The sequence below is a fragment of the Jannaschia sp. GRR-S6-38 genome (assembly GCF_029853695.1).
Classification (GTDB): Bacteria; Pseudomonadota; Alphaproteobacteria; order Rhodobacterales; family Rhodobacteraceae; genus Jannaschia; species Jannaschia ovalis.
On sequence record NZ_CP122537.1, the window covers coordinates 3,126,721 to 3,152,258 of the forward strand.

24 protein-coding genes are annotated in these 25,538 nt (G+C 70.0%); 14 read left to right on the top strand and 10 right to left on the bottom strand.

Translation table 11 applies throughout. The annotated features are described in order from the left end of the window. Window positions 1-3 precede the first annotated feature (3 nt). On the top strand, window positions 4-1,710 hold the full coding sequence (locus P8627_RS16095) for a divergent polysaccharide deacetylase family protein (protein ID WP_279965267.1): 1,707 nt from the start codon (window positions 4-6) through the stop codon (window positions 1,708-1,710). 6 nt (window positions 1,711-1,716) lie between these two features. On the opposite strand, the gene P8627_RS16100 is transcribed toward P8627_RS16095, so the two are convergent. The 4 genes from P8627_RS16100 to mnmA form a co-directional block, all read right to left on the bottom strand. Continuing rightward, complete coding sequence (locus P8627_RS16100) at window positions 1,717-2,535, bottom strand: arginyltransferase (RefSeq protein WP_279965268.1); 819 nt, start codon at window positions 2,533-2,535, stop codon at window positions 1,717-1,719. Between the two features lie 116 nt (window positions 2,536-2,651). Beyond that, window positions 2,652-3,101, bottom strand: coding sequence for an RDD family protein (locus tag P8627_RS16105; RefSeq protein ID WP_279965269.1), 450 nt, complete (start codon window positions 3,099-3,101; stop codon window positions 2,652-2,654). 61 nt (window positions 3,102-3,162) lie between these two features. After that, window positions 3,163-3,585, bottom strand: coding sequence for a DUF2852 domain-containing protein (locus tag P8627_RS16110; RefSeq protein ID WP_279965270.1), 423 nt, complete (start codon window positions 3,583-3,585; stop codon window positions 3,163-3,165). A 170-nt stretch (window positions 3,586-3,755) separates the two neighbouring features. Further along, window positions 3,756-4,895 carry a tRNA 2-thiouridine(34) synthase MnmA gene (mnmA, locus tag P8627_RS16115; RefSeq protein WP_279965271.1) on the bottom strand — a complete coding sequence of 380 codons (1,140 nt, stop codon included), beginning with the start codon at window positions 4,893-4,895 and terminating at the stop codon, window positions 3,756-3,758. Between the two features lie 130 nt (window positions 4,896-5,025). On the opposite strand from mnmA, the gene sciP reads away from it, so the two are divergent. The 5 genes from sciP to P8627_RS16140 all read left to right on the top strand — a co-directional run bounded on the left by sciP (window position 5,026) and on the right by P8627_RS16140 (window position 11,159). Continuing rightward, window positions 5,026-5,304, top strand: coding sequence for a CtrA inhibitor SciP (sciP, locus tag P8627_RS16120; RefSeq protein WP_279965272.1), 279 nt, complete (start codon window positions 5,026-5,028; stop codon window positions 5,302-5,304). Window positions 5,305-5,451: 147 nt separating this feature from the next. Next, a complete protein-coding gene (ctrA, locus tag P8627_RS16125) occupies window positions 5,452-6,105 on the top strand; it encodes a response regulator transcription factor CtrA (protein WP_279965273.1) in 654 nt (217 codons plus the stop codon). Window positions 6,106-6,588: 483 nt separating this feature from the next. After that, a complete protein-coding gene (gene ligA / locus P8627_RS16130; RefSeq protein WP_279965274.1) occupies window positions 6,589-8,835 on the top strand; it encodes an NAD-dependent DNA ligase LigA in 2,247 nt (748 codons plus the stop codon). Continuing rightward, window positions 8,832-10,916, top strand: a complete 2,085-nt coding sequence (gene recG, locus P8627_RS16135) for an ATP-dependent DNA helicase RecG (RefSeq protein WP_279965275.1) — start codon at window positions 8,832-8,834, stop codon at window positions 10,914-10,916. Before ligA ends, recG begins: the two co-directional genes overlap by 4 nt. 117 nt (window positions 10,917-11,033) lie before the next feature. Continuing rightward, the gene (locus tag P8627_RS16140) at window positions 11,034-11,159 is read left to right on the top strand and encodes a hypothetical protein (protein ID WP_279965276.1); all 126 of its coding nucleotides are present in this window, start codon (window positions 11,034-11,036) and stop codon (window positions 11,157-11,159) included. Between the two features lie 201 nt (window positions 11,160-11,360). On the opposite strand, the gene P8627_RS16145 is transcribed toward P8627_RS16140, so the two are convergent. After that, a complete protein-coding gene (locus P8627_RS16145) occupies window positions 11,361-11,816 on the bottom strand; it encodes an iron-sulfur cluster assembly scaffold protein (RefSeq protein ID WP_279965277.1) in 456 nt (151 codons plus the stop codon). A gap of 68 nt (window positions 11,817-11,884) precedes the next feature. Here P8627_RS16145 and hisI point away from each other — a divergent pair, with 68 nt between their 5' ends. From hisI to eda, 3 genes are all read left to right on the top strand, one after another. Beyond that, window positions 11,885-12,244: a phosphoribosyl-AMP cyclohydrolase gene (hisI, locus tag P8627_RS16150; RefSeq protein WP_279965278.1), complete on the top strand. Its 360-nt coding sequence runs from the start codon at window positions 11,885-11,887 to the stop codon at window positions 12,242-12,244. Window positions 12,245-12,344: 100 nt separating this feature from the next. After that, window positions 12,345-14,165, top strand: a complete 1,821-nt coding sequence (gene edd, locus P8627_RS16155) for a phosphogluconate dehydratase (protein WP_279965279.1) — start codon at window positions 12,345-12,347, stop codon at window positions 14,163-14,165. A gap of 63 nt (window positions 14,166-14,228) precedes the next feature. Further along, window positions 14,229-14,861, top strand: coding sequence for a bifunctional 4-hydroxy-2-oxoglutarate aldolase/2-dehydro-3-deoxy-phosphogluconate aldolase (gene eda / locus P8627_RS16160; RefSeq protein ID WP_279965280.1), 633 nt, complete (start codon window positions 14,229-14,231; stop codon window positions 14,859-14,861). On the opposite strand, the gene P8627_RS16165 is transcribed toward eda, so the two are convergent. After that, entirely contained in the window at window positions 14,858-15,676 is an 819-nt protein-coding gene (locus tag P8627_RS16165; RefSeq protein ID WP_279965281.1) for an isocitrate lyase/PEP mutase family protein, read from the bottom strand. The genes eda and P8627_RS16165 overlap by 4 nt on opposite strands. Further along, complete coding sequence (locus P8627_RS16170) at window positions 15,673-16,851, bottom strand: pyridoxal phosphate-dependent aminotransferase (RefSeq protein WP_279965282.1); 1,179 nt, start codon at window positions 16,849-16,851, stop codon at window positions 15,673-15,675. Before P8627_RS16170 ends, P8627_RS16165 begins: the two co-directional genes overlap by 4 nt. Before the next feature lie 191 nt (window positions 16,852-17,042). Here P8627_RS16170 and cysS point away from each other — a divergent pair, with 191 nt between their 5' ends. Genes cysS through P8627_RS16185 form a run of 3 tightly spaced genes read left to right on the top strand, consistent with a single transcriptional unit; the run spans window position 17,043 to window position 20,985 of the window. Continuing rightward, window positions 17,043-18,611 carry a cysteine--tRNA ligase gene (gene cysS, locus P8627_RS16175; protein WP_279965283.1) on the top strand — a complete coding sequence of 523 codons (1,569 nt, stop codon included), beginning with the start codon at window positions 17,043-17,045 and terminating at the stop codon, window positions 18,609-18,611. Continuing rightward, window positions 18,608-20,212, top strand: coding sequence for a citramalate synthase (cimA, locus tag P8627_RS16180; RefSeq protein WP_279965284.1), 1,605 nt, complete (start codon window positions 18,608-18,610; stop codon window positions 20,210-20,212). The genes cysS and cimA overlap by 4 nt, the downstream gene beginning before the upstream one ends. Further along, window positions 20,209-20,985: a squalene/phytoene synthase family protein gene (locus tag P8627_RS16185; RefSeq protein WP_279965285.1), complete on the top strand. Its 777-nt coding sequence runs from the start codon at window positions 20,209-20,211 to the stop codon at window positions 20,983-20,985. The genes cimA and P8627_RS16185 overlap by 4 nt, the downstream gene beginning before the upstream one ends. On the opposite strand, the gene P8627_RS16190 is transcribed toward P8627_RS16185, so the two are convergent. Then, a complete protein-coding gene (locus P8627_RS16190) occupies window positions 20,982-21,482 on the bottom strand; it encodes a flavin reductase family protein (protein WP_279965286.1) in 501 nt (166 codons plus the stop codon). The genes P8627_RS16185 and P8627_RS16190 overlap by 4 nt on opposite strands. A gap of 93 nt (window positions 21,483-21,575) precedes the next feature. Between P8627_RS16190 and speB the strand changes: the two genes are divergently transcribed. Continuing rightward, window positions 21,576-22,541, top strand: coding sequence for an agmatinase (speB, locus tag P8627_RS16195; RefSeq protein WP_279965287.1), 966 nt, complete (start codon window positions 21,576-21,578; stop codon window positions 22,539-22,541). 6 nt (window positions 22,542-22,547) lie between these two features. On the opposite strand, the gene P8627_RS16200 is transcribed toward speB, so the two are convergent. Next, the gene (locus P8627_RS16200; protein ID WP_279965288.1) at window positions 22,548-22,976 is read right to left on the bottom strand and encodes a response regulator; all 429 of its coding nucleotides are present in this window, start codon (window positions 22,974-22,976) and stop codon (window positions 22,548-22,550) included. A 20-nt stretch (window positions 22,977-22,996) separates the two neighbouring features. Continuing rightward, entirely contained in the window at window positions 22,997-24,409 is a 1,413-nt protein-coding gene (locus tag P8627_RS16205) for a sensor histidine kinase (RefSeq protein WP_279965289.1), read from the bottom strand. A gap of 172 nt (window positions 24,410-24,581) precedes the next feature. Here P8627_RS16205 and lipA point away from each other — a divergent pair, with 172 nt between their 5' ends. Next, on the top strand, window positions 24,582-25,538 hold the full coding sequence (gene lipA / locus P8627_RS16210) for a lipoyl synthase (RefSeq protein WP_279965290.1): 957 nt from the start codon (window positions 24,582-24,584) through the stop codon (window positions 25,536-25,538).

A 25,538-nucleotide genomic window follows, 5' to 3' on the forward strand; every position in this document is an offset into this window, starting at 1 on the left:
GTCATGCTGAAGGGCGTTCTGTTGGGATCGGTATCGGCACTGGGGCTGGGCGCCGTGCTTCTGGCCGGGGTTTCGCTGCTGGTGCCGGGGCCCGCGCCGCAGCGCGCCACCGCGCCGCCCCAGCAGCCGATCCTGCGCGACCAGGCCGAGGCACCGCCCGCGCAGCCCGATCGCCCGGCGGCCGCGCCCGTGGCCACGGGGGCGGAGCGGACGGCCGCCACGACGGCGGGATCCGTCGCCGACGCGGTCGAGCTTCCGGCGGGCAGCGAATTCAACCGCCCGCCCGAGGATGGCCCGCTGGAACTCGGCGCGCCCGAGGCCCCGGGCCGGCCGGATCCGCTGGCGGCCGGGTTGCCGCCCGCGGGCAGCGCCCCCTCCGCGGCGCCGCGGCCCGACACGCAAAGCGCCACGCAGCCGGAGACGGGCAGTGTCGCGGCCTTGGTCGCGCCCCCCGAGGATGGCGACGCCCCGGCGCTGCCGCAGACGCCACAGGATGCGCCGCCGCAGACCTTCCGCGCGGTCGAGCCCGAGGCCGCGCCGGTCGACGAGACGTCGGAGGCCGAGCTCGCTTCGGCCGTCGAAACGACGCCGGCGGAGCCCGCGGCCCCCGAGATCGAGCCCGAAGAGGCGCCCGCCGAGGCGGCGCCGGTCGCGGCGGAGGAGACGGCCGCGCCGCCCGCGCCCGAGGCGAGCGCGACGGCAGAGGCTCCGGAGGCGGCGCCGGCTCCGATGGAAAGCGTCGCGACGCCCCTCGCGCCGGCGCCCGACGCCGCCGCGCCGGGCACGGGCCGCGCCGGGATCCGCGTGGTGCCGGAGGCGGAAATCGTCGATGCGCCGCCCGCGCCCGAGGCGGAGCCCGAGGCGGCGGTCGCGGCGGACACGTCCGCGGCGGATGATGGACCGCGGCAGATGCCGCGCCGCATCGTGCTCGACAGCGAGCGCGACGCCGCGAACGTTCTGGACCGCGTCACCGCCCCGGCGCCGGACGCGTCGGAGCCCGGGGCCGCCGTGCCGGGGGCGCTGTCCCGCTTCGCCGCCGACTTCGACAACCCCGAGGGGTTGCCGCTTCTCGGCGTAGTCCTGGTCGATGACGGCGCGGGCGCGGTCGATCGCGACAGCCTGACCGGCTTCGACTTTCCCGTGACCTTCGCCGTCGACGCGACCGACCCGGCCGCGGCGCAGGCGGCCGCCGCCTACCGCGCCGCGGGCCAGGAGGTGATGTTGCTGGCCGACGCGCTTGCGCCCGCGGGCGACGCCCGCGATGTCGAGGTCGCGCTGGTCGGGGCGCAGGGCGCCGTGCCCGAGGCGCTGGCCGTCCTCGATATCGAGCGGGGCGGCTTCGCCGACAATCGTGCCGCGCTCGACGCGCTGCTGCGCGCGCTGGCGGGGGATGGCATGGGCTTCGTGGCACGGCCGGGCGGGCTGGGATCCGAGGTCGACGCGGCGGAGCGCGCGGGCGTGCCCGCGATCCAGCTCTACCGGGTTCTCGACGGGCGCGACGAACGGGCCTCGGTGATCACCCGCTATCTCGACCGCGCCGCCTTCGAGGCAACGCAGGGCGGGTCCGTCCTGGTGGTCGGACGGGCGACGCCCGAGATGGTCACCGCGCTCTATTCCTGGCGGTTGGGCGGGCGCTCGGACGAGGTCGCGATCGCGCCGGTCAGCGCGATCCTGACCGGGCGCGCGGGTCCGAACGGCGAGGCGGGCTGAGACGGCTCAGGTCGCGGTGTCGGGCAGGTCGATCCGGGCCACCTGCTCGGCGATGGGCTCCACCGCCAGCGGATGCGTGTCCTCGGCATGCTCCTCGGGATCGCCGAGGGGCCGCCATTCGCGGCTCTTGAAGATCTCGAGCGCCGAGAAATGGGCCTTGTAGCCCATCTTGGGCGAGCCGGGCACCCAATAGCCGAGATAGACGTAAGGCAGGCCGGCATCGCGCGCGATCTCGACATGGTCGAGGATGATCTGGGTGCCCAGGCTGTCGCCGCGGCAATGGGGATCGTAGAAGCTGTAGACGAGCGACAGCCCGTCATCGAGGACGTCGGTCAGGCAGACGGCGCGCAGGACCGGCGTCTCGCCCCGGTCGTCCCAATACTCGACGACGCGGGTGCGGATCGGAGTCTCCTCGATCATCGCGGCGAATTCGAAGATGTCCATGTCAGCCATGCCGCCATCGGCATGCCGGGCCTCCAGATATTGGCGGAACAGCGCGTATTGCGCCTCGGTCGCCCAGGGCGAGGTGATCTCGCGGCGCAGATGGGCGTTGCGCGCCAGCGTCTTGCGCTGCGAGCGCGAGGGCCGGAAGCGGCCGATGGCGATGCGCGCCGACAGGCAGGCCGCGCAGTCGGCGCAGGACGGGCGGTAGAGCACGTTCTGCGAGCGTCGGAAGCCTTGTTTGGAGAGCTTGTCGTTGAGTTCCGCCGCGCCGGAGCCCTGCAGCGCGGTGAACAGCTTCCGCTCGCGCCGCCCGTCCAGATAGGGGCAAGTCTGCGGCGCCGTCACATAGAATTGCGGCGTCAGCGGTAGGCTGTGGCGCATCGGATCGTACTTTGTCAGCTGCTGTCGGAGCGAAGCCTAGACGACCGAGGGGACAGGTCAATCGGAATGATGGCGCGACCCCCGGATCCCGGAGGTCGCGCCGATCTTGGCTGGGCTCAGCCCGGGCGGTTGATCGCGGCGGTGCCGAGCACGAGGTCGGTCAGGCCCTGCCGCCGCTCGGTCGCGAGCATGGCGCCGATGCTGGCCAGCGCCGGCAGCAGGAAGCTGATCGACAGGTAGTAGCCGAAGACGTGCAGCACCGATTGCACCCTGTCGAACCGTTCGCCGCGGTGGTCGCGAAGCTCGATCCCCATGAGGCGCATGCCCCAGGTGGCCGAGCCGCTGGCCAGCGTGCCGATGCGGTAGACGGCCCCGATGGCGACGAAGGCCACCGGCCAGAGGAAGAACGCGAGCGTGAGCGTCAAAAGCCCCGCGAGGAAGGTGAAGCCGGTGATGATGAGGATGTCGACGATCCAGGCCAGCGCCCGGCGGGAGACGACGCCCTCGTAGAATTCGGGCTGGTGGATGGGATCGGGCAGGCCGGCGGCGTAGGTCATGGCGGTCATCTGGTGGGTCCTTGGGCGATCGGGAAGGGTGCGGCCCCGGAAATCGGGGCCGCACGGTCGGTCAGGCGTCGTCGGACTTGGGGGCCTCGCGCTTGGAGCGATCCTCCATGAACTGGTCGAACTCGGCCTTGTCCTTGGCCTCGCGCAGCCGCTCGAGGAACTCCTCGAAGGCGGATTGCTCGTCTTCCAGCCGGCGCAGCATGTCCGCCTTGTAGGCGTCGAAGGCGGCGTTGCCGGACGAGCGGAACGCGGCGGAGGCATGGCGGGCACGGCGTGCGCCGCAGGTCATGGCGTTGCGATTGGCGAACATGCGCTTGCTCCAGATCATGTAGGCGAGAAGGGCCAGGCCGATGGGCCAGAAGAAGATGAAGCCGAGAACCATCACGGCGATCCAGGCGCCGCGGCCTCGGGCGTCGAGCCAGGCCTCGGTTCGGGCGAGCCACGAGCCGGTCATTGCAACGGCTTGGGCGGGGGCGGGGGTCATGAGCGTCTCCTTCGGGTTTGTATGTGAATGTCTTTCACATTACCGATTTGGGGAGCGCATCGGGGCCCTGCAAGCCTTCGGGCCGAAAAAAGTGAAGGTGATTTACATTGGGGCCGAAAAATCGCTCAGCGCCAATGCTTTAGCGGATACGAAAAATCGCCCGGCCGGGCTCAGTAGCCGCGCCAGATCCACCCGCCGCCGAAGACGCGGGTGCCGTCCATGTCGTAGAACACGCAGGCTTGGCCCGGCGAGACGCCTTCCTCGGCGGTCAAAAGCTCGACCTCCGCGGTGCCGTCGGGCTTGGGCCGCAGGATCGCGTCGCGCGGCGGGCGGGTCGAGCGGACCTTGACGCCCAGATGCCATTCGGCGCGGGCCTCGAGGGGCTCATCGCCCAGCCAGTTGATCTCGCGCACGGGGACGAGCCGCGTGGCCAGCATGGATTTCGGGCCCACCACGACCTGCCGGGCCTCCGGGTCCAGTTTGACGACGTAAAGCGGCTCGCTCAGCCCGCCGATGCCCAGGCCCCGGCGCTGGCCGATCGTGTAGTGGATCACGCCGTCATGGCGGCCGAGTTCGCGCCCCTCGGTGTCGACGATCGCGCCCGGCTCGCCCGCACCGGGGCGCAGCTTCTCGATCACGGCGGCGTAGTCGCCATTGGGCACGAAGCAGATATCCTGGCTGTCGGGCTTGTCGGCCACCGGCAGGCCGTAGCGCTGTGCCAGTGCGCGCGTCGCGGCCTTGTCGGGCAGGTGGCCCAGCGGAAAGCGCAGGTAGTCGAGCTGTTCCGACGTGGTCGAGAACAGGAAGTAGGACTGGTCGCGCACCGGATCGGCCGCGCGGTGCAGCTCGGGGCCGCGCGCGCCCGGCCTGCGCTGGATGTAATGGCCGGTCGCCATGCAATCGGCCTCCAGGTCCTTCGCGGTCTCCAGAAGGTCGCGGAACTTCACCCGCTCGTTGCAGCGGATGCAGGGCACCGGCGTCGCGCCGCCCAGATAGGCGTCGGCGAATTCGTCGATCACCGATTCCCGGAAGGTGTTCTCGTAATCGAGCACGTAATGCGGAAAGCCCATCGTCTCGGCGACGCGGCGGGCGTCGTGGATATCGCGGCCGGCGCAGCACGCGCCCTTCTTGGCCAGCGCCGCACCGTGGTCGTAGAGCTGCAGCGTCACGCCCACGACGTCATAGCCTTCCTCGGCCAGCTGCGCGGCCACGACGGAGCTGTCGACGCCGCCCGACATGGCGACGACCACGCGCGTGTCGGCGGGCGCTTTCGGCAGGCCGAGCGAATTGAGGCGGGCGTCGAGGGGCATCCCGGTAACTCCGGCGGAAGAGAGATCGGCGCCAGATATAGGAAAATCGGGCCTATTCTCAACCCGCCGCTTCACCCGTGCTTAAGGCTCGCCGCGTCAGACAGTCGCGACTTTTCCACAGGAGGACGCGATGTATCTCAGAAAGGGGCAGGGACCGCATGTCGTGACCCTGCCGGACGGCACGCAGATGAGCCGCGCCGATCTGCCCCCCGCGGGCACGAGCCGATGGGTGGCCCGCCGCAAGGAAGCGGTGGTCCGCGGCGTGCAGGCGGGGCTGATCAGCCTCGACGAGGCGATCGATCGCTACGACCTGTCGCGCGAGGAATTCGAGAGCTGGCAATCGGCCATGTCGCGTCACGGCACGAACGGGCTGAAATCGACGCTTCTGCAACGCTTCCGAAACGGTTAAGAAGGTCAGGCGACGTTAACGATGGCTCGGGTAACCATAAGTTAAGGAATTGAACGCAAGGTAAACACGACCGAAGCAGTCCCCCGGAGCGAGCCATGCGAGATCCTCCTCGTCGAAGACGATCCGACGACCTCGAAGAGCATCGAAATGATGCTCGGCACCGCCAACCTGAACGTCTATTGCACCGACATGGGCGAGGAAGGCGTCGATCTTGCCAAGCTGTACGATTACGACCTGATCCTGCTCGACCTGAACCTGCCGGACATGACCGGGCACGAGGTTCTCAAGCAGTTGCGCCTCAGCCGGATCGAAACGCCGATCCTCATCCTCTCGGGCTCCGACGACACGGAGAACAAGATCAAGGGCTTCGGGTTCGGCGCCGACGACTACATGACGAAGCCGTTCCATCGCGACGAGCTGATCGCGCGGATCCATGCCATCGTCCGCCGCTCGAAGGGGCATTCGCAATCGATCATCCGCACCGGCACGGTGGCGGTGAACCTCGATGCGAAATCGGTCGAGGTGGACGGAAAGTCCGTGCACCTGACCGGCAAGGAATACCAGATGCTGGAGCTTCTGAGCCTGCGGAAGGGCACGACGCTCACCAAGGAGATGTTCCTCAACCATCTCTACGGCGGCATGGACGAGCCCGAGCTGAAGATCATCGACGTCTTCATCTGCAAGCTGCGCAAGAAGCTGAGCGAGGCGACGGGCGGCGAAAGCCATATCGAGACGGTCTGGGGCCGCGGCTACGTGCTGCGCGATCCGGTCGACGAGACGAAACGGTTGGCCAGCGCCTGACCCGCATGGCGGAACGCGCCGGGTCCGGCGCGTCCGTATCGGCGGAGGGTCCGCGACTGCGACGGGCCTAGTGCGGGTCGGATGCCCGATCCTGGGGCGCGGACTCGGCCCCGGCCCCTCGCTCGGGCGAGACGAGGCCAGGCGCCTCCCACGGTCCATCACCTCCTGAGGATCCATCTCCGTCGATCCGGCGTCGTGATCGCGCTCTAGCTGAAACCGGGCGCTTGGCCGGGGAGGGCCGTCACATCGATCACGGGACGCCTGAGCACCGGCCGATTTCGACTGTCCGAGCCACCCGGCTCGAAATTGGCATGGTCGCCGGTCGGCTAAGGTCTTCATCTTCGGACAACGGGGTGGAGGGTCCTGAGACCTCGCCACGCACCCCGATCCCTCCCCACCGTCGCGACGCCGCCCGCCGGGAATCGCTGGAACGCGGCGGGGCCGCGGCCTAAACCCTGTGCAGGATCGCAGGCGGAGGCCCCCGTGGCGCAACAGGAGCAGATCGCCGTCGAGGCGCTCGACGCGGAACAGGCCGCGGCCGAACTCGCCCGTCTGGCCGAGGCCATCGCCCGCGCCGATGCCGCCTATCACGTCGAGGACGCGCCCGAGATCAGCGATGCCGCCTATGACGCGCTCAAGCGCCGCAACGCCGCCATCGAAGCCCGCTTCCCGCAGCTCAAGCGCGACGACAGCCCGTCCGAGCAGGTCGGCGCCGCGCCCGCGGAGGGCTTCGGCAAGATCCGCCACGCGCAGCGGATGCTGTCGCTGGCCAATGCCTTCGACGATACGGATATCGCGGAGTTCGACGCCCGCATCCGCCGCTTCCTGGGTCTCGCGCCCGACGCGCCGCTCCCCTACACCGCCGAGCCGAAGATCGACGGGCTGAGCCTGTCGGTCCGCTACGAGGGCGGCCGCATGATCCACGCCGCCACCCGCGGCGACGGCCAGACCGGCGAGGACGTCACCGCCAATGTCCGCACCATCGCCGAGATCCCGCATAATCTGCAGAACGCGCCCGAACTGCTGGAGGTGCGTGGCGAGATCTACATGTCCCATGCCGATTTCGCCGCGCTCAACGCCGCGCAGGCCGAGGCGGGGGGCAAGGCATTCGCCAACCCGCGCAACGCCGCCGCCGGCAGCCTGCGCCAGCTCGATCCGAAGGTGACCGCCGCGCGGCCGCTGCGCTTCTTCGCCTATGGCTGGGGCGCGCTGTCGGAGCCGCTCGCCGGCACCCAGCACGACGCGCTGGAGCGACTCTCGGGCCTGGGCTTTCCGACCAATCCCGAAACGCGGGTCTGCGACGGGCCGGATGTGATCCTCGCGCTCTATCGCGACATCGCCGCGCGGCGCGCGGAGTTGGGCTACGATATCGACGGCATCGTCTACAAGGTCGACGACCTGGCCCTGCAGGGCCGGCTGGGCTTCCGATCGACGACGCCCCGCTGGGCCATCGCGCACAAGTTCCCGGCCGAGACCGCCTGGACCCGGCTGACGGCCATCGAGATCAACGTGGGCCGCACCGGCGCGCTCAGCCCCATCGCGCGGCTCGAGCCCGTGACCGTGGGCGGGGTCGTCGTCTCGAACGCGACGCTGCACAACGAGGATTACATCGCCGGGCGCGACAATGCCGGCGCGCCGATCCGCGGCGGCGCCGATTTGCGAGTGGGCGACCGGGTCGAGATCTACCGCGCGGGCGACGTGATCCCGAAGGTCCGTGCCGTCGACCTGGAGGCCCGTCCCGAGGGCGCCGTGCGCTACGACTTCCCCGAGACCTGTCCCGAATGCGGCAGCCCCGCCACGCGCGAGCCGGGCGAAAGCGTGCGCCGCTGCACCGGCGGTCTGATCTGTCCCGCGCAGGTCGTCGCGCGCCTCAAGCATCTCGTCTCGCGCGCCGCGCTCGATATCGAGGGGCTGGGCGAGAAGGAGATCGAGCGGTTTCACGAGCTTGGCTGGATCGCCTCGCCAGTGGATATCTACACCTTGCAGGACCGCTATGGCGGCGGCGTGAAGAGCCTCGCCAATCTCGACGGCTGGGGCGAGACCTCGGCCGCGAACCTCTTCGCGGCGATCGACGCGGCGCGCCGGCAGCCGCTGGGCCGCGTGCTCTTCGCGCTGGGAATCCGGCATCTGGGCGAAGTGGCCGGCCGCGACCTGGCGCGGCATTTCGGCGACTGGGACGCCTTCGCCGCCACCGTCGACGCCGCCGATCCGGCCGCCGAGGCCCACCGCGCGGCCGAGGACGCGATCCGCGACGAGCGGGCCGCGGCGAAGGAAGAGGGCCGCCGCGCGCGCATTTCCGAGACGCGCGACAAGGTCTGGGCGGACGTGCCGCCCGAGGCGCGCGCGGCCTGGGAGGAGCTGGTGGGCATCGACGGCATCGGCGCGACGCTGGCGCTGGCGGTCTGCGAGGCGATGGCCGGCCCGAAGGAGCGCGCCGCCATTGATGCGCTCGTCGCCGCGCTGGAGATCGAGCCGCCGGAACCCGTCGCCGCGGCAAGCCCGGTGGCCGGCAAGACGGTGGTCTTCACCGGCAGCCTCGAGAAGATGACCCGCGCCGAGGCCAAGGCGCGGGCCGAGGCGCTGGGCGCGAAGGTCTCGGGCTCGGTCTCGAAGAAGACGGACCTGGTGGTCGCGGGCCCGGGCGCGGGCTCGAAGGCCGAGAAAGCCGCGGCGCTAGGCGTCGAGACGATCGACGAGGATGGCTGGCTCGAATTGATCGGCGACGCATGAGCGGGCGGCCCGAACGGCTGTTCCCGCTGTTCTCCGGGCTCGAGACGCTGCCCGGGATCGGGCCGAAATCGGCGAAGCTGTTCGCCAACCTGCATGTCGCGACGCCGAAGGACCTGGTGCTGACCCTGCCCACCGGGGGCGTCGACCGGACGCCGGTTGCCTCGATCCGCGACGCGGTGTTGCCGGGGGTGGTCACCGTGCCCGTCACCGTGGGCCGCCACATCCCGCCTGCGACGCGCGGCCGCCCGTACCGGATCGAGGTCGAGGACGCGAAGACGAGCTTCCAGGTGGTCTATTTCCGCGGCTCGGCCGACCTGCACCAGCGGCTTCTGCCGACCGGGCAGCGGCGCATGATCTCGGGCAAGGCCGAGCTCTATGACGGCGTCGCGCAGATGCCGCATCCCGACCATGTCCTGGCCGAGGGCGAGGCCTTGCCTGCCTACGAGCCGGTCTATCCGCTGACCGCGGGGCTGACGGCGAAGATGATGGCCAAGGCCGTCGAGGCCGCGCTGAAGCGCGTGCCCGAGCTGCCGGAATGGATCGACCCCGCGCTTCTGGCCGAACGCGGCTGGCCCGGCTTCGCTGCGGCGTTGCAGGCGGCGCATCACCCCGAAGGCGCGGCCGACCTGTCGCCCGGCACCGTGGCGCGGCAGCGGCTGGCCTATGACGAGCTCTTCGCGCATCAGATGACGCTGGCCTTGGCGCGGGCGACGGAGCGGGCCCGCAAGGGGCGCGCGACCGAGGGCGACGGCCATCTGCGCCGCCGCGTCCTCGCGGCCTTGCCCTTCGCGCCCACGGGCGCGCAGCGGCGTTCGATCGACGAGATCGCCGCCGACATGGCGCAGCCGCGGCGCATGAACCGCCTGCTGCAGGGCGATGTGGGCGCGGGCAAGACGCTGGTCGCGCTGATGGCGCTGCTGACGGCGGTCGAAGCGGGCGGGCAGGGGGTGATGATGGCACCGACGGAGATCCTCGCGCGCCAGCACGCCGCCGGGCTGCGCCCGCTGGCCGATGCCGCGGGTGTCGTGCTGGAGATCCTGACCGGGCGCGACAAGGGCCGCGAGCGGCAGGCCAAGCTCGACGCGCTCGCGCGCGGGGACATCCAGATCCTCGTGGGCACCCATGCCGTCTTCCAGCGCGACGTGGAATTCGCCGACCTGCGCCTTGCCGTGATCGACGAACAGCATCGCTTCGGCGTCCGCCAGCGCATGCTTCTGGGCGAGAAGAACGCCGCCTGCGACGTGCTGGTGATGACCGCCACGCCGATCCCGCGCAGCCTGGCGCTGACGCAATATGGCGACATGGAGCTGAGCGTGCTCGACGAAAAACCGCCGGGCCGCACGCCCGTCACCACCGCTGCCGTCCCGGTGGGCCGGATGGAGGACGTGATCGCCAAGCTGCATGCCGCCATCGACGAGGGGCGGCAGGCCTACTGGGTCTGTCCGCTGGTCGACGAGTCGGAAACGGCCGATCTCACCTCCGCCGAGGAGCGGTTCCGCTCGCTGCGCGCGGCGTTCGGTGAGGGGGTTGTGGGGCTCGTCCACGGCCAGATGCCGCCCGCCGAGAAGGACGCCGCCATGGCGCGTTTCGTGGAGGGCAAGACCAAGGTGCTGGTCGCGACCACGGTGATCGAGGTGGGCGTCGACGTGCCCAACGCCTCGATCATGGTGATCGAACGGGCCGAGACCTTCGGCCTGGCGCAACTGCACCAGTTGCGCGGCCGCGTCGGGCGGGGCGCCGCCGCCTCGACCTGCCTTCTGATGTACAAGCCGCCGCTGGGCGAGACCGCCGAGGCGCGGCTGCGGATCCTGCGCGAGAGCGAGGACGGCTTCCGGATCTCGGAGGAGGACCTGCGCCTGCGCGGCGCGGGCGATGTGCTCGGCACGGCGCAATCGGGCTTGCCGCGCTTCCGCATCGCCGATCTCGAACGGCAGGCCGGGCTGATGGCCACGGCCCAGACCGATGCCCGGGCCGTGCTGGCCGCCGACCCCGGCCTAGCGGGCCCGCGCGGCGCGGCCGTGCGCCTGCTTCTGTGGCTCATGGAGCAGGATCGCGCGCTGCGGCTTCTGTCCGTCGGATAGGGCCAATCGGCGGAACAGATCGGGTTTGTTCGCGAATGTTCCAAAAAAGTTCTGGACAGGCGACGGGTCGGTATGAGAACAAACATGCAACGAGAGCAGCCAAGAAGGAGCCTGACAATGGCCCGCAAGATCATCCGCACCGTCCGCCGCATCGAACGCGACCCCGTGACCGACGTGCTGGGCGGCGTCTGGCTGGTGACCCTGCTGCTGGGATTGCTGAACCTTCCCGCGCTGCTAGCCTGAGAATTTCCGTCACTGCCCGCGTCCATCGCTGATTTCCGGCTGGCTCGCCCGACCCGCCGGAGGCGCAGTCCCCACCCCGAGGGGGCCGCGCCGACCGATCCGCCCCTGTCCCCGGGGCTTCGGCCACTGCCCGAGCGATCAGACGCAACTTCCGCCGCCTCCGCCCCACGGAGCGCGGCGGTTTTTTGTCTCGATCGTGCGTTACTGCGCGGGCTGGCCGGCCTCGGCCAACTGGTCCATGGCCTCGACCGTCGCGTCGAGCGCCAGCAGGATCGAGGCGTGGCGATTGCGGTAGTCGCGCGCGGGCTCCAGCACCTCGAACCCCTCGAAGGGCGGGCCCGGCACCGGGCCCCCATCCTTGAGCATCGCGCGCAGCCCGTCGCGTGCGGCGGCGACCTCGTCGCGGGTGCGGCCGATCATGGCGCGGCCCGAGACCGCGGCCGAGGCCTGGCCCAGCGCGCAGGCCTTCACGTCCTGGCTGTAGCGGCTGATCCGGCCGTCCTCGACATCCAGCGCCACGGTCACCGTCGATCCGCAAAGCGGCGAGCGCTTGCGGGCGACGATCATCGGCGCCTCAAGCGGCTCGGTCGCGGGCATGTCCGCGGCCAGCGCGAGGATGCGCCCGGAGTAGAGCTTGATGAGGTCGGCGTCGGACATCCGCCATTCCTTTCGCGTCGGCTGCCACTTAGGTAGCGTCCCGCACCCCTGATGCAAAGGCGTCCCCCATGAGCTTCGACCCCGACACCCTGCGTTACGATGCCGCCGGCCTGATTCCCGCGATCGCGCAGGATCACGCCACCGGCGAGGTCCTGATGATGGCCTGGATGAATGCCGATGCCGTGGCCCGAACCCTCGAGACCGGGCGCGTCACCTACTGGTCGCGGTCGCGCGGGGCCTTCTGGGTGAAGGGCGAGACCTCGGGCCATGTGCAGACGCTCGTCGACCTGCGCGTCGATTGCGACCGTGACTGCCTGCTGATGCGGGTCGAGCAGGTGGGCCCGGCCTGCCACACGAACCGGCGGAGCTGCTTCTACACCGCGATTCGCGACGGGCGGGAAGTGGAGCTGATGGCGCCGGAAAGCTGACCCGAAGCCCGACCGGTGCCCCGGGCGGCGCGGCACCGTCGCATCTTGAACCGTTAACGCTAACATGGCATTGGGCCCGCGACAGACAGGAGGGACCGCCATGCCGCTCGATTCCCGCATCGACGAGATCACCGATCGTATCCGCGACCGCTCCCGCGCGACGCGCGAGACCTATCTGAAACGCATGCGCGACCAGGCGTCGAAGGGCCCGCGCCGCGGCCATCTCGATTGCGGCAACCAGGCCCATGCCTATGCCGCCATGCCCGGCGATTTCGAGAGCGGCGAGAAGGGCGCGCTCGTCGCCGAGCGCACGCCCAATGTCGGGATCGTCACAGCCTATAACGATATGCTGAGCGCGCATCAGCCCTTCAAGGATTACCCCGACCGCATCAAGGCCGCCGCGCGCGAGGCGGGCGCCACCGCGCAGGTCGCGGGCGGTGTTCCGGCGATGTGCGACGGGGTCACGCAGGGCCAGCAGGGGATGGAGCTGAGCCTCTTCAGCCGGGACGTGATCGCGCTGGCGACCGGCGTGGCGCTCAGCCACAACACCTTCGACTCGGCGCTCTATCTGGGCATCTGCGACAAGATCGTGCCCGGCCTCGTCATCGCCGCCGCCACCTTCGGCTACCTGCCCGGCATCTTCGTGCCCGCCGGCCCCATGCCCTCGGGGCTGCCCAACGAGGAGAAGGCCAAGACCCGTCGCGATTTCGCGGAAGGCAAGATCGGCCGGGCCGAGTTGATGAAATCCGAGATGGCGTCCTATCACGGGCCGGGCACCTGCACCTTCTACGGGACGGCCAATTCCAACCAGATGCTGATGGAGTTCATGGGGCTGCACCTGCCGGGCGCGAGCTTCGTCAATCCCGGCACGCCGCTGCGCGACGCGCTGACCGACGCCGCCGCCAAGCGGGCGACCGAGATCACGGGTCTCGGCAACGAATTCACCCCGGTCTGCGATATCCTGGACGAGCGGGCCTATGTGAACGGCCTTGTCGGGCTTATGGCGACGGGCGGGTCGACGAACCTCGTCCTGCACCTGATCGCGATGGCCCGCGCCTCGGGCGTGCAGCTGACCTGCGCCGATTTCGATGCCGTGTCCGAGGCGACGCCCTTGATGGCGCGCGTCTATCCCAACGGCCTCGCCGATGTGAATCATTTCCACGCCGCGGGCGGGCTGCCCTACATGATCGGGCACCTGCTCGAGGCCGGGCTTCTGCACGAGGACGTGGCGACCGTCGCGGGGCAGGGCCTCGGCGCCTATGCCTCGGAGCCCAAGCTCGATGCGGGCCGCGTCCGCTGGGAGCCGGGCCCCCGCGAAAGCCAGAACGACAAGATCCTGCGCCCGCCGCAGGACGCCTTCGCCAAGTCCGGGGGCCTGAAGCAGATGCGCGGGAACCTGGGCCTCGGCGTGACCAAGATCAGCGCCGTGGCCGAGGAGCTTCACGTGATCGAGGCCCCGGCCCGCGTTTTCCACGACCAGGACGCGGTGAAGGCCGCCTTCAAGGCGGGCGAGCTCGACCGCGATTGCATCGTCGTGCTGCGCTACCAGGGTCCCAAGGCCAACGGTATGCCCGAGCTGCACGCCCTGACCCCGTCGCTTTCGGTGGTGCTGCAACGCGGGCACAAGATCGCCCTGATCACCGACGGGCGCATGTCGGGCGCGTCGGGCAAGGTGCCCTCGGCCATCCACGTGGCGCCCGAGGCGCTGGATGGCGGGCTGATCGCCAAGATCCGCGACGGCGACATGATCCGCTACGACGCGACGGCGGGCGTGATCGAGTGCCTCGAGCCGGACGTGGAGGCGCGCGAGATCGTCCATCCCGACCTGTCGGCCAACGGCTTCGGGCTGGGCCGCGAGCTGTTCGAGGTCTTCCGCAACACCGCCGGCCGCTCCGACCAGGGCGCGGGGGTGGTCATCTAGGCCCGCCCGGCCCATCACGGGTCGGGAAATACTCACGTCACGACGCCAGCCGGAGGCACGACCATGACCCCGCAGGAACAGTCCCGCGCCGCCCGCGAGATCGCCGGGCGCGCGCCCGTCATCCCGGTCCTCGTCCTCGACGACGCCGCGCAGGCGGGCCCGCTAGCCACGGCGCTGGTCGCGGGCGGGTTGCCCGCGCTCGAGGTGACGCTGCGCACGCCCGCCGCGCTGGACTGCATCCGCGAGATGGCGACGGTGGAAGGCGGCATCGTCGGGGCCGGCACGCTCCTGACGCCCGCCGACGTCGCCGCCGCGGTAGATGCGGGCGCGCGCTTCGGGGTCTCGCCCGGCGCGACGGACCGGCTGCTCGATGCCTGCACCGAGGCGGGCCTGCCGCTTCTGCCGGGCGCGGCCACCGCGACCGAGGCGATGGCGCTGCTGGAGCGCGGATACGACATGCTGAAATTCTTCCCGGCCGAGGCCTCGGGCGGCGCGGCGGCGCTGAAGGCCATCGGCGCGCCGATCCCGCAGGTGAAATGGTGTCCCACCGGCGGCGTGAGCCCCGCGAACAAGGGCGACTACCTGGCCCTGCCGAACGTGATCTGCGTCGGCGGCAGCTGGGTCGCGCCGAAGGACCGGATGGCGGCCGGCGACTGGGCCGCGATCGAGGCGCTGGCGCGCGAGGCGGCGGGCTAGGGCAGCTCCGCCCCTTCGGCCCCTTTCGCGAGGTAGTCGTCCACTTCGCCCGAGCCGATCCCGCCGAGGCGGCTGAAATCCCCCGCCAGGAACAGGGGCTGCGCCGCGTCGCGGATGGTCTGGTGCGTGGCGCGCGCGAGCGCGGAGCCTAGCGAGATCCGCGCGACGCCGGCCTCGGCGAAGTCCTTGCCGCTGACCTGCGTCCAGGGCCCCGCGGCGAGCGCGTTGACCGGCTTCGTCACCGCGGCGATGATCCGCTTCAGATCGGCCATCTCGCCCGGCATCGGGCAGTAGAGCAGATCCGCGCCCGCCGCCTCGAAGGCCTGCAACCGGCGGATCGCCTCGTCCACGTCATAGACGCCGTGCATGACGCCGTCGGCCCGGGCGCAAAAGACGAAATCGTGCCGCGCCTGGCGGGCGGCCTGCGCGGCGGTCTCGACCCGCGCCGCGGCGGCGGCGAAGCTGTAGGCCGTGCCGTCGGGGCCGACATCCTCGATCGAGCATCCGGCCAGACCCGCCAGCGCGGCCTGCTGGACGGTCTTCGCGCAATCCATCGGATCGGGGCCGTAGCCATCCTCCAGATCGGCCGAGACCGGGACGCCCACATGTTTCGCGAGGTCCGCCGCATGTGCGATGGCCTCGTCCCGACCGACGCGGCCGCCATCGGGCAGCCCGCGGGTGAAGGCATAGCCGGCGGATGTGGTGCCGATCGCTTTCGCGCCCAGCGCGACCAGCATCCGGGCGGAGCCCACATCCCAGGCATTGGCCAAGACCAGCGGGTCGCCGGGCCGGTGCATCTCGCGAAATGTCGTCATGCCATGATCTCCTCGGCAAAGCTCAGCATGCTGTCGAACGCGTTGAGCAGCGCGTCGTCGGGCAGGGTCAGCGCGACCCGGACATGGCCCGCGGCGGCCTGGCCGAAGCTCTCGCCCGGCATCACCGCGATCCGGCGTTCGTCCAGAAGGCGCTCGGCGAAGGCGGTGGCGGAGAGCCCCGTCGCGCGGATATCCAGCATCAGGTACATCGCGCCGGCCGAGGGATGCGCGCGGATGCGCGCGGCCTGGCCCAGAAGCTCCAGACAGGCGGCGCGGCGGCGGCGGAAGGGCGCGGCGATGCGCGCCTCGAACTCCGGCCCGAGGCGCAGCGCGTGCAGCGCCGCGTCCTGCACGAAGCCCGCGACGCCGTAGGTCGTGTGGGTGGCCAGCACCACGAGATCGGCGATCATCGCGGGCGGCCCGACCAGCCAGCCGATCCGGCTGCCAGTCATGGCATGCGATTTCGACATCGAGCCGACGACCAGCGTCCGATCCGCCATGCCGGGCAGGGCGCGGGCCGACAGGTGCCCGCCGGACCAGAGCTGGGTGTCGTAGACCTCGTCCGAGATCAGCCAGAGATCGTGGCGCTGCGCGACCTCGGCGATGCCGTCCATCGTCTCGGCCCCGTAGACCGCGCCGGTGGGGTTGTTGGGCGAATTCACCATCAGCGCGGCGGACCGGTCGCCGATCGCGGCCGACAGCGCCTCGGCCCGGGGCTGGAAGCCGTCCTCGGGGCGGGTGGGCACCGGGACCGGCACGCCGCCCGCGGCGCGGACGGTGCCCGGATAGGTCGCGTAATAGGGATCGGGCAGCGCCACTTCGGCGCCGGGATCCATCACCCCCATCAGCGCCGAGAACAGGGCCGCCTGGCCGCCCGGCGTCACCAGGACGTTCTCGCGCGTGGTGCGCATGCCCGTCCGCTCGGTCACCCGCGCGGCGATCGCGTCGCGCAGATCGCCCGTGCCCGCCAGCGCGGCATAGCCGGTATGCCCGCCGCGCGCCGAGGCCTGCATCGCGTCGAGGATCGCGGGATCGGTGCGGATATCGTGCTCGCCGATGGTCAGGTCGGTGATCGCCACGCCTTGCGCCTTCAGCGCCCGCGCCCGGTGATAGACGCCCCAGCCGTCGCCCATGCCCGCGGTCAGCCCGCGGACCCTGTCGGAAATCTTCGCCATCCCGGGCACGGGACACAAGCCGCGCGGGCTTGTCAAACGGTTGCGGGGCGCCGCGACCGCATGCTATCGGGAGGCCATGTATCGCGGCATCTGCATCATCTGCATCTGACGCGTCCGCCCATTGGATCGGCGGGCGACGGCTGCCCGCGACCGCGCTCCGTCCCCGCCCCCAGACGACAGGAGAGGCCGGGATGACCCGCCCCACCATCCGCCTGCGCAACAGCGCGACCCGACGGATCGAGCCCTTCGCGCCGATCGATCCCGACAATGTCCGGCTCTATCTCTGCGGCCCGACAGTCTATGACCGCGCGCATCTGGGCAATGCGCGCAACGTGATCCTGTTCGACGTGCTGGCGCGGCTCCTGCGCCACGATTACGGGGCCGATCACGTCACCTATGCGCGCAACGTCACCGACGTGGACGACAAGATCAACGCGCGCGCGGCCGAGACAGGGCGGTCGATCCGCGAGGTGACCGAGGAGACGCTGGGCTGGTTCCACGACGACATGGCCGCGCTCGGCAACGCCGCGCCCGATTTGGAGCCGCGGGCGACGGAATACATCCCGCAGATGATCGCCATGATCGAGGAGCTGATCGCCAAGGGCCATGCCTATGCCGCCGACGGCCACGTGCTCTTCGCGGTCGACAGCTTCGCGGATTACGGCGCGCTGTCGGGCCGCTCGGTCGATGACATGATCGCCGGCGCCCGGGTCGAGGTCGCCCCCTTCAAGCGCGACCCGATGGATTTCGTGCTCTGGAAGCCGTCCGATGCCGACCAGCCGGGCTGGGACAGCCCCTGGGGTCGCGGCCGACCCGGCTGGCATATCGAGTGCTCGGCCATGACGCGCGAATTGCTGGGGCCCGCCTTCGACATCCATGGCGGCGGCACCGACCTGATGTTCCCGCATCACGAGAACGAGCTCGCGCAATCCTGCTGCGCCGACCCGGACGCGGGCTTCGCGCGGGTCTGGCTGCACAACGAGATGCTGCAGGTCGAGGGGCGGAAGATGTCCAAGTCCCTGGGCAATTTCTTCACCGTGCGCGACCTGCTGGATCGCGGGATCCCGGGCGAGGTGATCCGGTTCGTGTTCCTCGGCACGCATTATTCGAAGCCGATGGACTGGACCGGGGAGAAGGCGCGCGAGGCCGAGGCGACCCTGCGGAAGTGGCGGGCGATGGCCGCGGATGGCGGCGCGGTGCATCCCGAGGTGCTGGACGCGCTGCGCGATGACCTGAACGCGCCGGGGGCGATTGCGGTGCTGCACCGGCTGGCCAAGGCGGGCGACGGCGCGGGGCTGCGGGCCTCGGCCGAAATGCTGGGGCTGCTGGGCGACGGGATGGGCGGCTGGCTGCAACAACATCTGAATGATCCGGATCAAGAAGACGTTGTACGGGATATTGAGAAAGCAATTTCTGAGCGGAATGAGGCGAGGAGTAGAAAGGACTTCGTGACCGCTGATGCGATTAGAGCATTTCTGCAGGCCGGAGGAATAGCCCTCAAAGACGACGGGCCAAATTCCTCTTGGTCACAGTCAGATAAAGAAGAAGCTTTCGGTTGGGCGAAATTATACGCTCTTGCTTGCGAGCGACGCATTAATTTCGACGTTTCACTTATCCAAAAGCTTGGCGGCGAACGGCGGCCATCGCCGGTTCAATTCGAGCTTGGTGGCGATATTCGGCACGCAGGTGTTAGTGGTTCGATGTATCCGCGCTTCAATCCAAAGCTGATTAGCCTGGCGTCGGTCGTCGCTGCAGTATGACCCGCGAACGCCTCCACCTCTACGACACCACGCTGCGCGACGGGCAGCAGACGCAGGGCGTGCAGTTCTCTGCGGCCGAGAAGCACGAGATCGCGGGCATGCTCGACGCGCTGGGCGTCGACATGATCGAGGGCGGCTGGCCCGGCGCCAACCCAACCGACAGCGAGTTCTTCGACGCGCCGCCGACGACGCGCGCGACGCTCACGGCCTTCGGCATGACCAAGCGGGCCGGGCGGTCGGCGGATAATGACGACGTGCTGGCCGCCGTTCTGAACGCCGGGACCAGCGCCGTCTGCCTGGTGGGCAAGACCCATCCGTTCCATGTCGAGACCGCGCTGGGCATCGGCCTCGACGAAAACCTCGCCGCGATCCGCGACTCGGTCGCGCATCTGGTGGCGCGGCAGCGCGAGGCGTTGTTCGATGCGGAGCATTTCTTCGACGGCTACGCCGCCGATCCCGATTACGCCGTGGCTTGCCTGCGCGCCGCGCTCGACGCGGGCGCGCGCTGGGTCGTGCTCTGCGACACCAATGGCGGCACCATGCCCGCGCGCATCGCCGAGGTGGTGCGCGCCGTCATCGCGGCCGGCATCCCGGGCGACCGGCTGGGCATCCATACCCATAACGACACCGAGCAGGCCGTGGCCGGCACCCTGGCCGCGGTCGAGGCCGGCGCGCGCCAGATCCAGGGCACGCTGAACGGGCTGGGCGAGCGCTGCGGCAACGCCAACCTGACCGCGCTGATCCCCACGCTGCTCCTGAAGGAGCCCTTCGCCAGCCGCTTCGAGACCGGCATCGCGCGCGACCGGCTGCCGATGCTGATGCAGGTCTCGCGGCGTCTGGACGACATCCTGAACCGCGTGCCCCGGCGCGAGGCGGCCTATGTCGGTGCCTCGGCCTTCGCGCATAAGGCGGGGCTGCATGCCAGCGCGATCCTGAAGGATCCGACCACCTACGAACACGTGCCCCCCGAAGCTGTCGGCAACATGCGCGTCGTGCCGATGTCGAACCAGGCGGGGCTGTCGAACCTGCGCCGCCGCCTGGCCGAGGCGGGGCTGGAGGGCGCGCCCGATCAGCTTTCCCGCATCCTGACCCGCGTGAAGGAGGCCGAGGATCGCGGCTATGCCTTCGACGTGGCCCAGGCCAGCTTCGAGCTGATCGCCCGCGAGGAGCTGGGGCTGCTGCCGGATTTCTTCGAGGTGAAGCGCTACCGCGTCACGGTCGAGCGGCGGAAGAACAAATACGACCGGATGGTCAGCCTGTCCGAGGCCGTCGTCGTCGTGAAGGTCGATGGCGAGAAGAAGCTGTCGGTCTCCGAAAGCCTCGACGAGACCGGCAGCGACCGCGGCCCGGTCAACGCGCTTTCGAAGGCGCTGGCCAAGGATCTGGGGCGCTACCAGGGGCAGATCGACGACATGCGCCTGACCGATTACCGCGTGCGGATCATGCAGGGCGGCACCGAGGCGGTGACCCGCGTCATCATCGACCACGAGGACGGCAAGGGGCGGCGCTGGTCCACGGTGGGCGTCTCGGCCAATATCGTCGATGCGAGCTTCGAGGCGCTGCTGGACGCGGTGCGCTGGAAGCTATGTCAGGAGGCATGACCGAAACCGCCCCCGGATCCAGTGACGACATCGCCGCCTGCGCCGACCTGGTCCGCCGCGGCGACCCCGCGCGGTTCCGCGCCGTGATGGCCGCGCCGGTGCGGCTGCGCGCGATGCTGTTCCCGCTTTACGCCTTCAACATCGAGGTCGCGCGCGCGCCCTGGGTCACCAGCGAGCCGATGATCGCGCAGATGCGGCTGCAGTGGTGGCGCGAGGCGCTGGACGAGATCGCGGCGGGCGGCAAGGTGCGGCGCCACGAGGTGGTGACCCCGCTCGCGGCCGTGGTGGACCGGCGCGCGGCGCAGGATCTCGACGACATGATCGTCGCGCGCCACGACGATATCGAGGGGCTGCGGATCGCCGATCCGGCGGATCTCACCCGCTATCTCGACCGCACGGCGGGGACGCTTCTGTGGTCGGCCGCGCGGCTGGCGGGGGCCGAGGATGCGGCGGCGGTGCGCGATGGGGGGCTTGCGCATGGCATCGCCTCCTGGCTGCTGGCCGCGCCGGACCTGGCGAAGCGCGGGCGCGCGCCGCTGCCGCCTGGCCCGCCCGAAGACCGGGTCCGCGACCTGGCCGAGGCGGGATTGGCGGCGCTGGCGCGGTTTCGCGAGGCCCGGCCCCCGAAAGCGGCGCGCGGCGTGTTCCTGGTGCTGAGTGACGTGGGCCCCATCCTGCGCGCCTTTCGCGACCGGCCGGGCGACCAGCCCGACCTGTCGGATGCGGGCAGCCGCTGGCGGCTGATGCGCGCGGCGGTTACGGGCCGGGTCTAGGCCCGTTCGGCCTTGAGGTAGCCGCGCATGCCGTAGATCAGCGGCGTGCCCGTCTCCTCGACGCGCACGGCGCGGACGGCGCCGATGATGACGTGATGGGTTCCGACCAAATCCGCCGATTGCAGCGTGCAGTCGAAGCTCGCCAGCGCCTTCAGGACCGGTGCGCCGGTGGCGAGCCGGGTGACCGGCAGCCCGTCGAACCGTGCGGCGCCCTGCGCCTCGGTGCGGCCGGCGAAGAGATCGGCCAGCGGCTGCTGCTCGTGTTCCAGCACGTTCACCGCGAAGCAGCGGTTCGCGAGGATCGGCTCGGCCGCCGAGGCCCCCTTGTTCACGCAGACGAGGATCGTCGGCGCCTCGCCATCGGCGGAGACGCTGGTCATGGCCGAGACCGTCACGCCGGCCAGCCCCGCGGGCCCGTCGGTCGTGACCACGCTGACCGTCGCCGCGGCGCGGGACATTGCGTGGATGAAGGCGTCGCGGAGGGGGGGCTGATCCATGCCCCCCACGTAGCCGAACCGCGCCCCGAGTCGAGGGCTTTCCCTCGGGCGGCGGCCATGCTCATGTCGCCCCGCGACAGACGGAGACGAGCCATGGCCCTGCAGGATGCGCGCGATCAGGTGGACCGGGCCTTCACGCGGGAGGATCCGCGGGGCCTGTCCTTCGAGAACGCCTTCGGCGGCGCCCCCTCGATCTTCCGCCGCCGCTACACCAAGGATCTGGCCGGGTACGATCTGGCCGTCACCGGCGTGCCCTTCGACCAGGCGGTGACGCACCGCCCCGGCGCGCGGTTCGGCCCCCGCGCCATCCGCGAGGCGAGCGCGCTGCAGCCCTTCGACCCGCCCTATGGCTGGGACTACTCGCCGCTCGACGAGTTCGCGGTGGCCGATTACGGCGATGTCGGCTTCGACTACGCCAAGGTCGCCGACTTCCCCGGCGCGCTGCGCGACCATGTGCGGGGCATCCTGCTGCAGGGCGCGGGCTGCATCGCAATGGGGGGCGATCACTATGTCAGCTTCCCGATCCTACAGGCGCATGCCGAGAAATACGGGCCCCTGGCGCTGATCCAGTTCGACGCGCATTCCGACACCTGGCCCGACGACGACATGGACCGGATCGACCACGGGACGATGTTCTACAAGGCGGTGAAGACCGGCGTGATCGACCCGGAACGCTCGGTCCAGGTCGGGATCCGCACGGTCAATCCGGATACGCTGGGCGTGACGACGATCGACGCGCGGGCGGTGCACGAGGCCGCCCCGGGCGAGATCGCGGCGCGGATCAAGCAGGTGGTCGGCGACCGGCCCTGCTATCTCACCTTCGATATCGACGCGCTGGACCCGGCCTTCGCGCCGGGCACCGGCACGCCGGTCTGGGGCGGGCTGTCGAGCGGGCAGGCGGCGGCGATCCTGCGCGATCTGGCGGGGATCGACCTTGTCGGGGGCGACGTGGTCGAGGTCTCGCCGCCCTATGACACGACGGGCGCAACCGCCATCGCGGGGGCGCATGTGGTGATGGAGCTGATCTGTCTCTGGGGCTGGACGCGGCGGGCGGGCTGAGACGCGTCAGGTCCCACCGGGCATCGGGAAGCCGCCGAAGCGGTCGAGCGCCCGGTCGCGCAGCGTCTTGGCCTGCGTCAGCGCATCCGACAGGAGCGGACCCAGCACCGGCTTTCCGACGCAGGCGACCGGCTCCAGCGGCGCGATCCGCTCGCTGAGCTTGTCGTCGAGATTGCCGCTGACGAAGATGCAGGGCACATCGGCCTCCTCGCGGAGCCATTGGGCGACGTCGATGCCGTCCTCGCCGTTCTTCAGCCGGATATCCATCAGCGCGACGTCGGGTCGGTCGCGGATGACGCTGCGCTTGGCGGTCGCGAAATCGGGCGCGGTGCCCGACACGACATGGCCCATATCCGTGATCTCGTATTCGAGGTCGATCGCGATGAGGGTCTCATCCTCGACGATCAAAACCTTCAGAGGGTCTTCCTGTCGCATATCAACCCTCCCAGCACCGATCATCCCGCAGACATGACGCCTTGCATATCAGCGATGACGCATTCACGTCCATCGCGTTCTTCGAATTCGACGGATGCGTCCAATTGCCGGGCGATGCTGTCGACGATGCGCCGGCTGACCGAATTCGAGCCGCGCGATCCGGAGCCGTCGTAATGTACGCGGAGCCGGAGCGTGTCGTCGACCTCGGAGAGCTCTACGTCCACGTGGCGGCTGCGGCCCTCGGTCAGCGGCGGCGTGATCAACTCGTTGACCAGAAGTGCGAGGCTGATGGCCCGGTCGGTCGTCAGGACGACCGGGGCGCAATTGCAGGCGACGCTGGCGCCGTCGGGGGCCAGTTCGTCAATCGCGCGGCAGAGCTTGGGCAGGTGCTCGCCCAGGGCGACCGTCGCCATCTGGTCGGCACGGAAGATGAGATCGTGGACCGACGCCATGGCCTGGACCCGCGACAGCGTGGTCGCGAGCCGTTTGCGCAACTCGGACCCCTCGGCGGATCGCACCTCGAGCTTGAGCAGCGAATTGACGATCTGCAGGCTGTTCTTGATGCGGTGGTTCACCTCGCCCAACAGAGTGTCCTTCTGGGTCAGAAGGCGGTCCCGCTCCGCCAGGGTCTCGATCAGCTCCTGCTCGCGCAACCGGGCATCCGTCACGTCGCGCGAAAGCGAGATCATGATCGGGTCGTCCTCATCGCGGCTGATGAATTCGCCTGACGTCGCGACCCATCGGGTCTCGCCGCCGGGAAGCTGCACCCGGTACTCGACCTCGAAGAACGGCGCCTCGGGATCCGCCAGCATATTCTCCATTGCCGCCGCGGCATTGGCCATGTCGTCGGGATGGACACGGTCGAAGAACTCCGCCGAGGTCATCAAACCGGTGGATTCCGGGAATCCGAAGAGGTTCAGAAGCGCGGGCGAGGCGTCGACCCGGTCGGATTTCGGATCGAATTGCGAGGAGGCGAGGCCCGTCATGCGCGCGATCATCCGTTCGCGCGTGCGGGCCCCCTGGTCCTGCAGGACGCTCGCCGTCACGTCGCGGACGACGTGCAGGATACCGATCATCTCGCCATTTCGGACGATCGGCGTGTTGACCGCGTCCCACCACGCGCTCTTCCAGACATCGCCCGTCTCGGTCCGGCGCAGGATCGGCCAGCGAAAGGTCGCCATCGACTCGGCCATGCCACGGTCGGCCACGCGCCGGAGCGACTGTGCGAGGGGCGAGTCGACCGGCTGCGGCGCCTCGGGCCCGCGGTCGAAGGCATCGAGCAGACGGTGGCCGACGAGCTCGTCGCGGGTCTTCGCGGTCAGGCGCAGATACGCCTCGCTGGCCGCGACGACGACGCCGTCGAGATCGAGGATGACGGAGGCTTCCAGGGTGGTCGAAAGCAGGTCGTCGATACTGAGATCTTCTGGTGACACGACCCGACCTCCTTGGCTCTGTGATGCGTCCGATGCAAACCCGCCTCTGCGGACCTAGGGTGGCGCTGCGGACGGTCAATCGCCGCGGCGCGTCCGCGCATCGGCGGCGCACGGTCTGGCGCGCGCGCGGCGCATGTCCTATGTCGCTTGCGACACGACCGGAGAGCCCCGCATGCCCCGCGATCTGAAGATCCCGTCCGAGCGCCATCCCGAAAAGGCGCGTCGGCCCGACAATCCGCAGCCGAAGAAGCCCGCCTGGATCCGCGTGAAGGCGCCCGTGGGCGAAGGCTACAAGCAGACCGCCCGTATCATGCGCGAGAATAAGCTCGTCACGGTCTGCGAAGAGGCGGGCTGTCCCAATGTCGGCGAGTGCTGGAGCCAGGGCCACGCCACGATGATGATCATGGGCGAGGTCTGCACCCGCGCCTGCACATTCTGCAACATCGCCACCGGCAAGCCGCCCGAGGCGCTCGACGTGTTCGAGCCCGGGCGCGTGGCCGATGCGGTGCAGAAGCTCGGGCTGAACCACGTGGTCATCACCTCGGTGGACCGCGACGATGTCGAGGATGGCGGGGCCGAGCATTTCGCCCAGACCATCCGCGCCGTCCGCCGCCGCGCGCCCGACACCACGATCGAGATCCTGACCCCCGATTTCATCCGCTGCGCCCCCGAGGCGCTGGAAGTGGTCGTTGCGGCGAAACCGGATGTCTTCAACCACAATCTCGAAACCGTGCCCGGCCTCTATCCCGAGGTCCGGCCGGGCGCGCGCTACTTCCACTCGCTGCGGCTTCTGCAGCGCGTGAAGGAGCTGGATCCGACCATGTTCACCAAGTCGGGGATCATGGTCGGCCTGGGCGAGACGCGCCAGCAGGTCGTGCAGGTCATGGAGGACATGCGCGCCGCCGATATCGATTTCCTGACCATCGGCCAGTATCTGCAGCCCACGCCCAAGCACCATGCTGTCGACCGCTTCGTGACGCCCGAGGAATTCGCCGCCTACGAGAAGGCGGCTTACGGCAAGGGTTTCCTGATGGTCTCGGCCACGCCTTTGACGCGGTCCAGCTACCATGCGGGGGACGATTTCGCGCGGCTGCGCGAGGCGCGGCTAAAGAAGCTCGGCAAGGCCTGA

What these genes read in the sequence shown, in the direction of transcription:
- P8627_RS16095 (WP_279965267.1), top strand. Translation starts at nt 4, where the DNA reads ATGCTGAAGGGCGTTCTGTTGGGATCGGTATCGGCACTGGGGCTGGGC.
- P8627_RS16100 (WP_279965268.1), bottom strand. Translation starts at nt 2,535, where the DNA reads ATGCGCCACAGCCTACCGCTGACGCCGCAATTCTATGTGACGGCGCCG.
- P8627_RS16105 (WP_279965269.1), bottom strand. Translation starts at nt 3,101, where the DNA reads ATGACCGCCATGACCTACGCCGCCGGCCTGCCCGATCCCATCCACCAG.
- P8627_RS16110 (WP_279965270.1), bottom strand. Translation starts at nt 3,585, where the DNA reads ATGACCCCCGCCCCCGCCCAAGCCGTTGCAATGACCGGCTCGTGGCTC.
- mnmA (WP_279965271.1), bottom strand. Translation starts at nt 4,895, where the DNA reads ATGCCCCTCGACGCCCGCCTCAATTCGCTCGGCCTGCCGAAAGCGCCC.
- sciP (WP_279965272.1), top strand. Translation starts at nt 5,026, where the DNA reads ATGTATCTCAGAAAGGGGCAGGGACCGCATGTCGTGACCCTGCCGGAC.
- ctrA (WP_279965273.1), top strand. Translation starts at nt 5,452, where the DNA reads ATGATGCTCGGCACCGCCAACCTGAACGTCTATTGCACCGACATGGGC.
- recG (WP_279965275.1), top strand. Translation starts at nt 8,832, where the DNA reads ATGAGCGGGCGGCCCGAACGGCTGTTCCCGCTGTTCTCCGGGCTCGAG.
- P8627_RS16140 (WP_279965276.1), top strand. Translation starts at nt 11,034, where the DNA reads ATGGCCCGCAAGATCATCCGCACCGTCCGCCGCATCGAACGCGACCCC.
- P8627_RS16145 (WP_279965277.1), bottom strand. Translation starts at nt 11,816, where the DNA reads ATGTCCGACGCCGACCTCATCAAGCTCTACTCCGGGCGCATCCTCGCG.
- hisI (WP_279965278.1), top strand. Translation starts at nt 11,885, where the DNA reads ATGAGCTTCGACCCCGACACCCTGCGTTACGATGCCGCCGGCCTGATT.
- edd (WP_279965279.1), top strand. Translation starts at nt 12,345, where the DNA reads ATGCCGCTCGATTCCCGCATCGACGAGATCACCGATCGTATCCGCGAC.
- eda (WP_279965280.1), top strand. Translation starts at nt 14,229, where the DNA reads ATGACCCCGCAGGAACAGTCCCGCGCCGCCCGCGAGATCGCCGGGCGC.
- P8627_RS16165 (WP_279965281.1), bottom strand. Translation starts at nt 15,676, where the DNA reads ATGACGACATTTCGCGAGATGCACCGGCCCGGCGACCCGCTGGTCTTG.
- P8627_RS16170 (WP_279965282.1), bottom strand. Translation starts at nt 16,851, where the DNA reads ATGGCGAAGATTTCCGACAGGGTCCGCGGGCTGACCGCGGGCATGGGC.
- cysS (WP_279965283.1), top strand. Translation starts at nt 17,043, where the DNA reads ATGACCCGCCCCACCATCCGCCTGCGCAACAGCGCGACCCGACGGATC.
- cimA (WP_279965284.1), top strand. Translation starts at nt 18,608, where the DNA reads ATGACCCGCGAACGCCTCCACCTCTACGACACCACGCTGCGCGACGGG.
- P8627_RS16185 (WP_279965285.1), top strand. Translation starts at nt 20,209, where the DNA reads ATGACCGAAACCGCCCCCGGATCCAGTGACGACATCGCCGCCTGCGCC.
- P8627_RS16190 (WP_279965286.1), bottom strand. Translation starts at nt 21,482, where the DNA reads ATGGATCAGCCCCCCCTCCGCGACGCCTTCATCCACGCAATGTCCCGC.
- speB (WP_279965287.1), top strand. Translation starts at nt 21,576, where the DNA reads ATGGCCCTGCAGGATGCGCGCGATCAGGTGGACCGGGCCTTCACGCGG.
- P8627_RS16200 (WP_279965288.1), bottom strand. Translation starts at nt 22,976, where the DNA reads ATGCGACAGGAAGACCCTCTGAAGGTTTTGATCGTCGAGGATGAGACC.
- lipA (WP_279965290.1), top strand. Translation starts at nt 24,582, where the DNA reads ATGCCCCGCGATCTGAAGATCCCGTCCGAGCGCCATCCCGAAAAGGCG.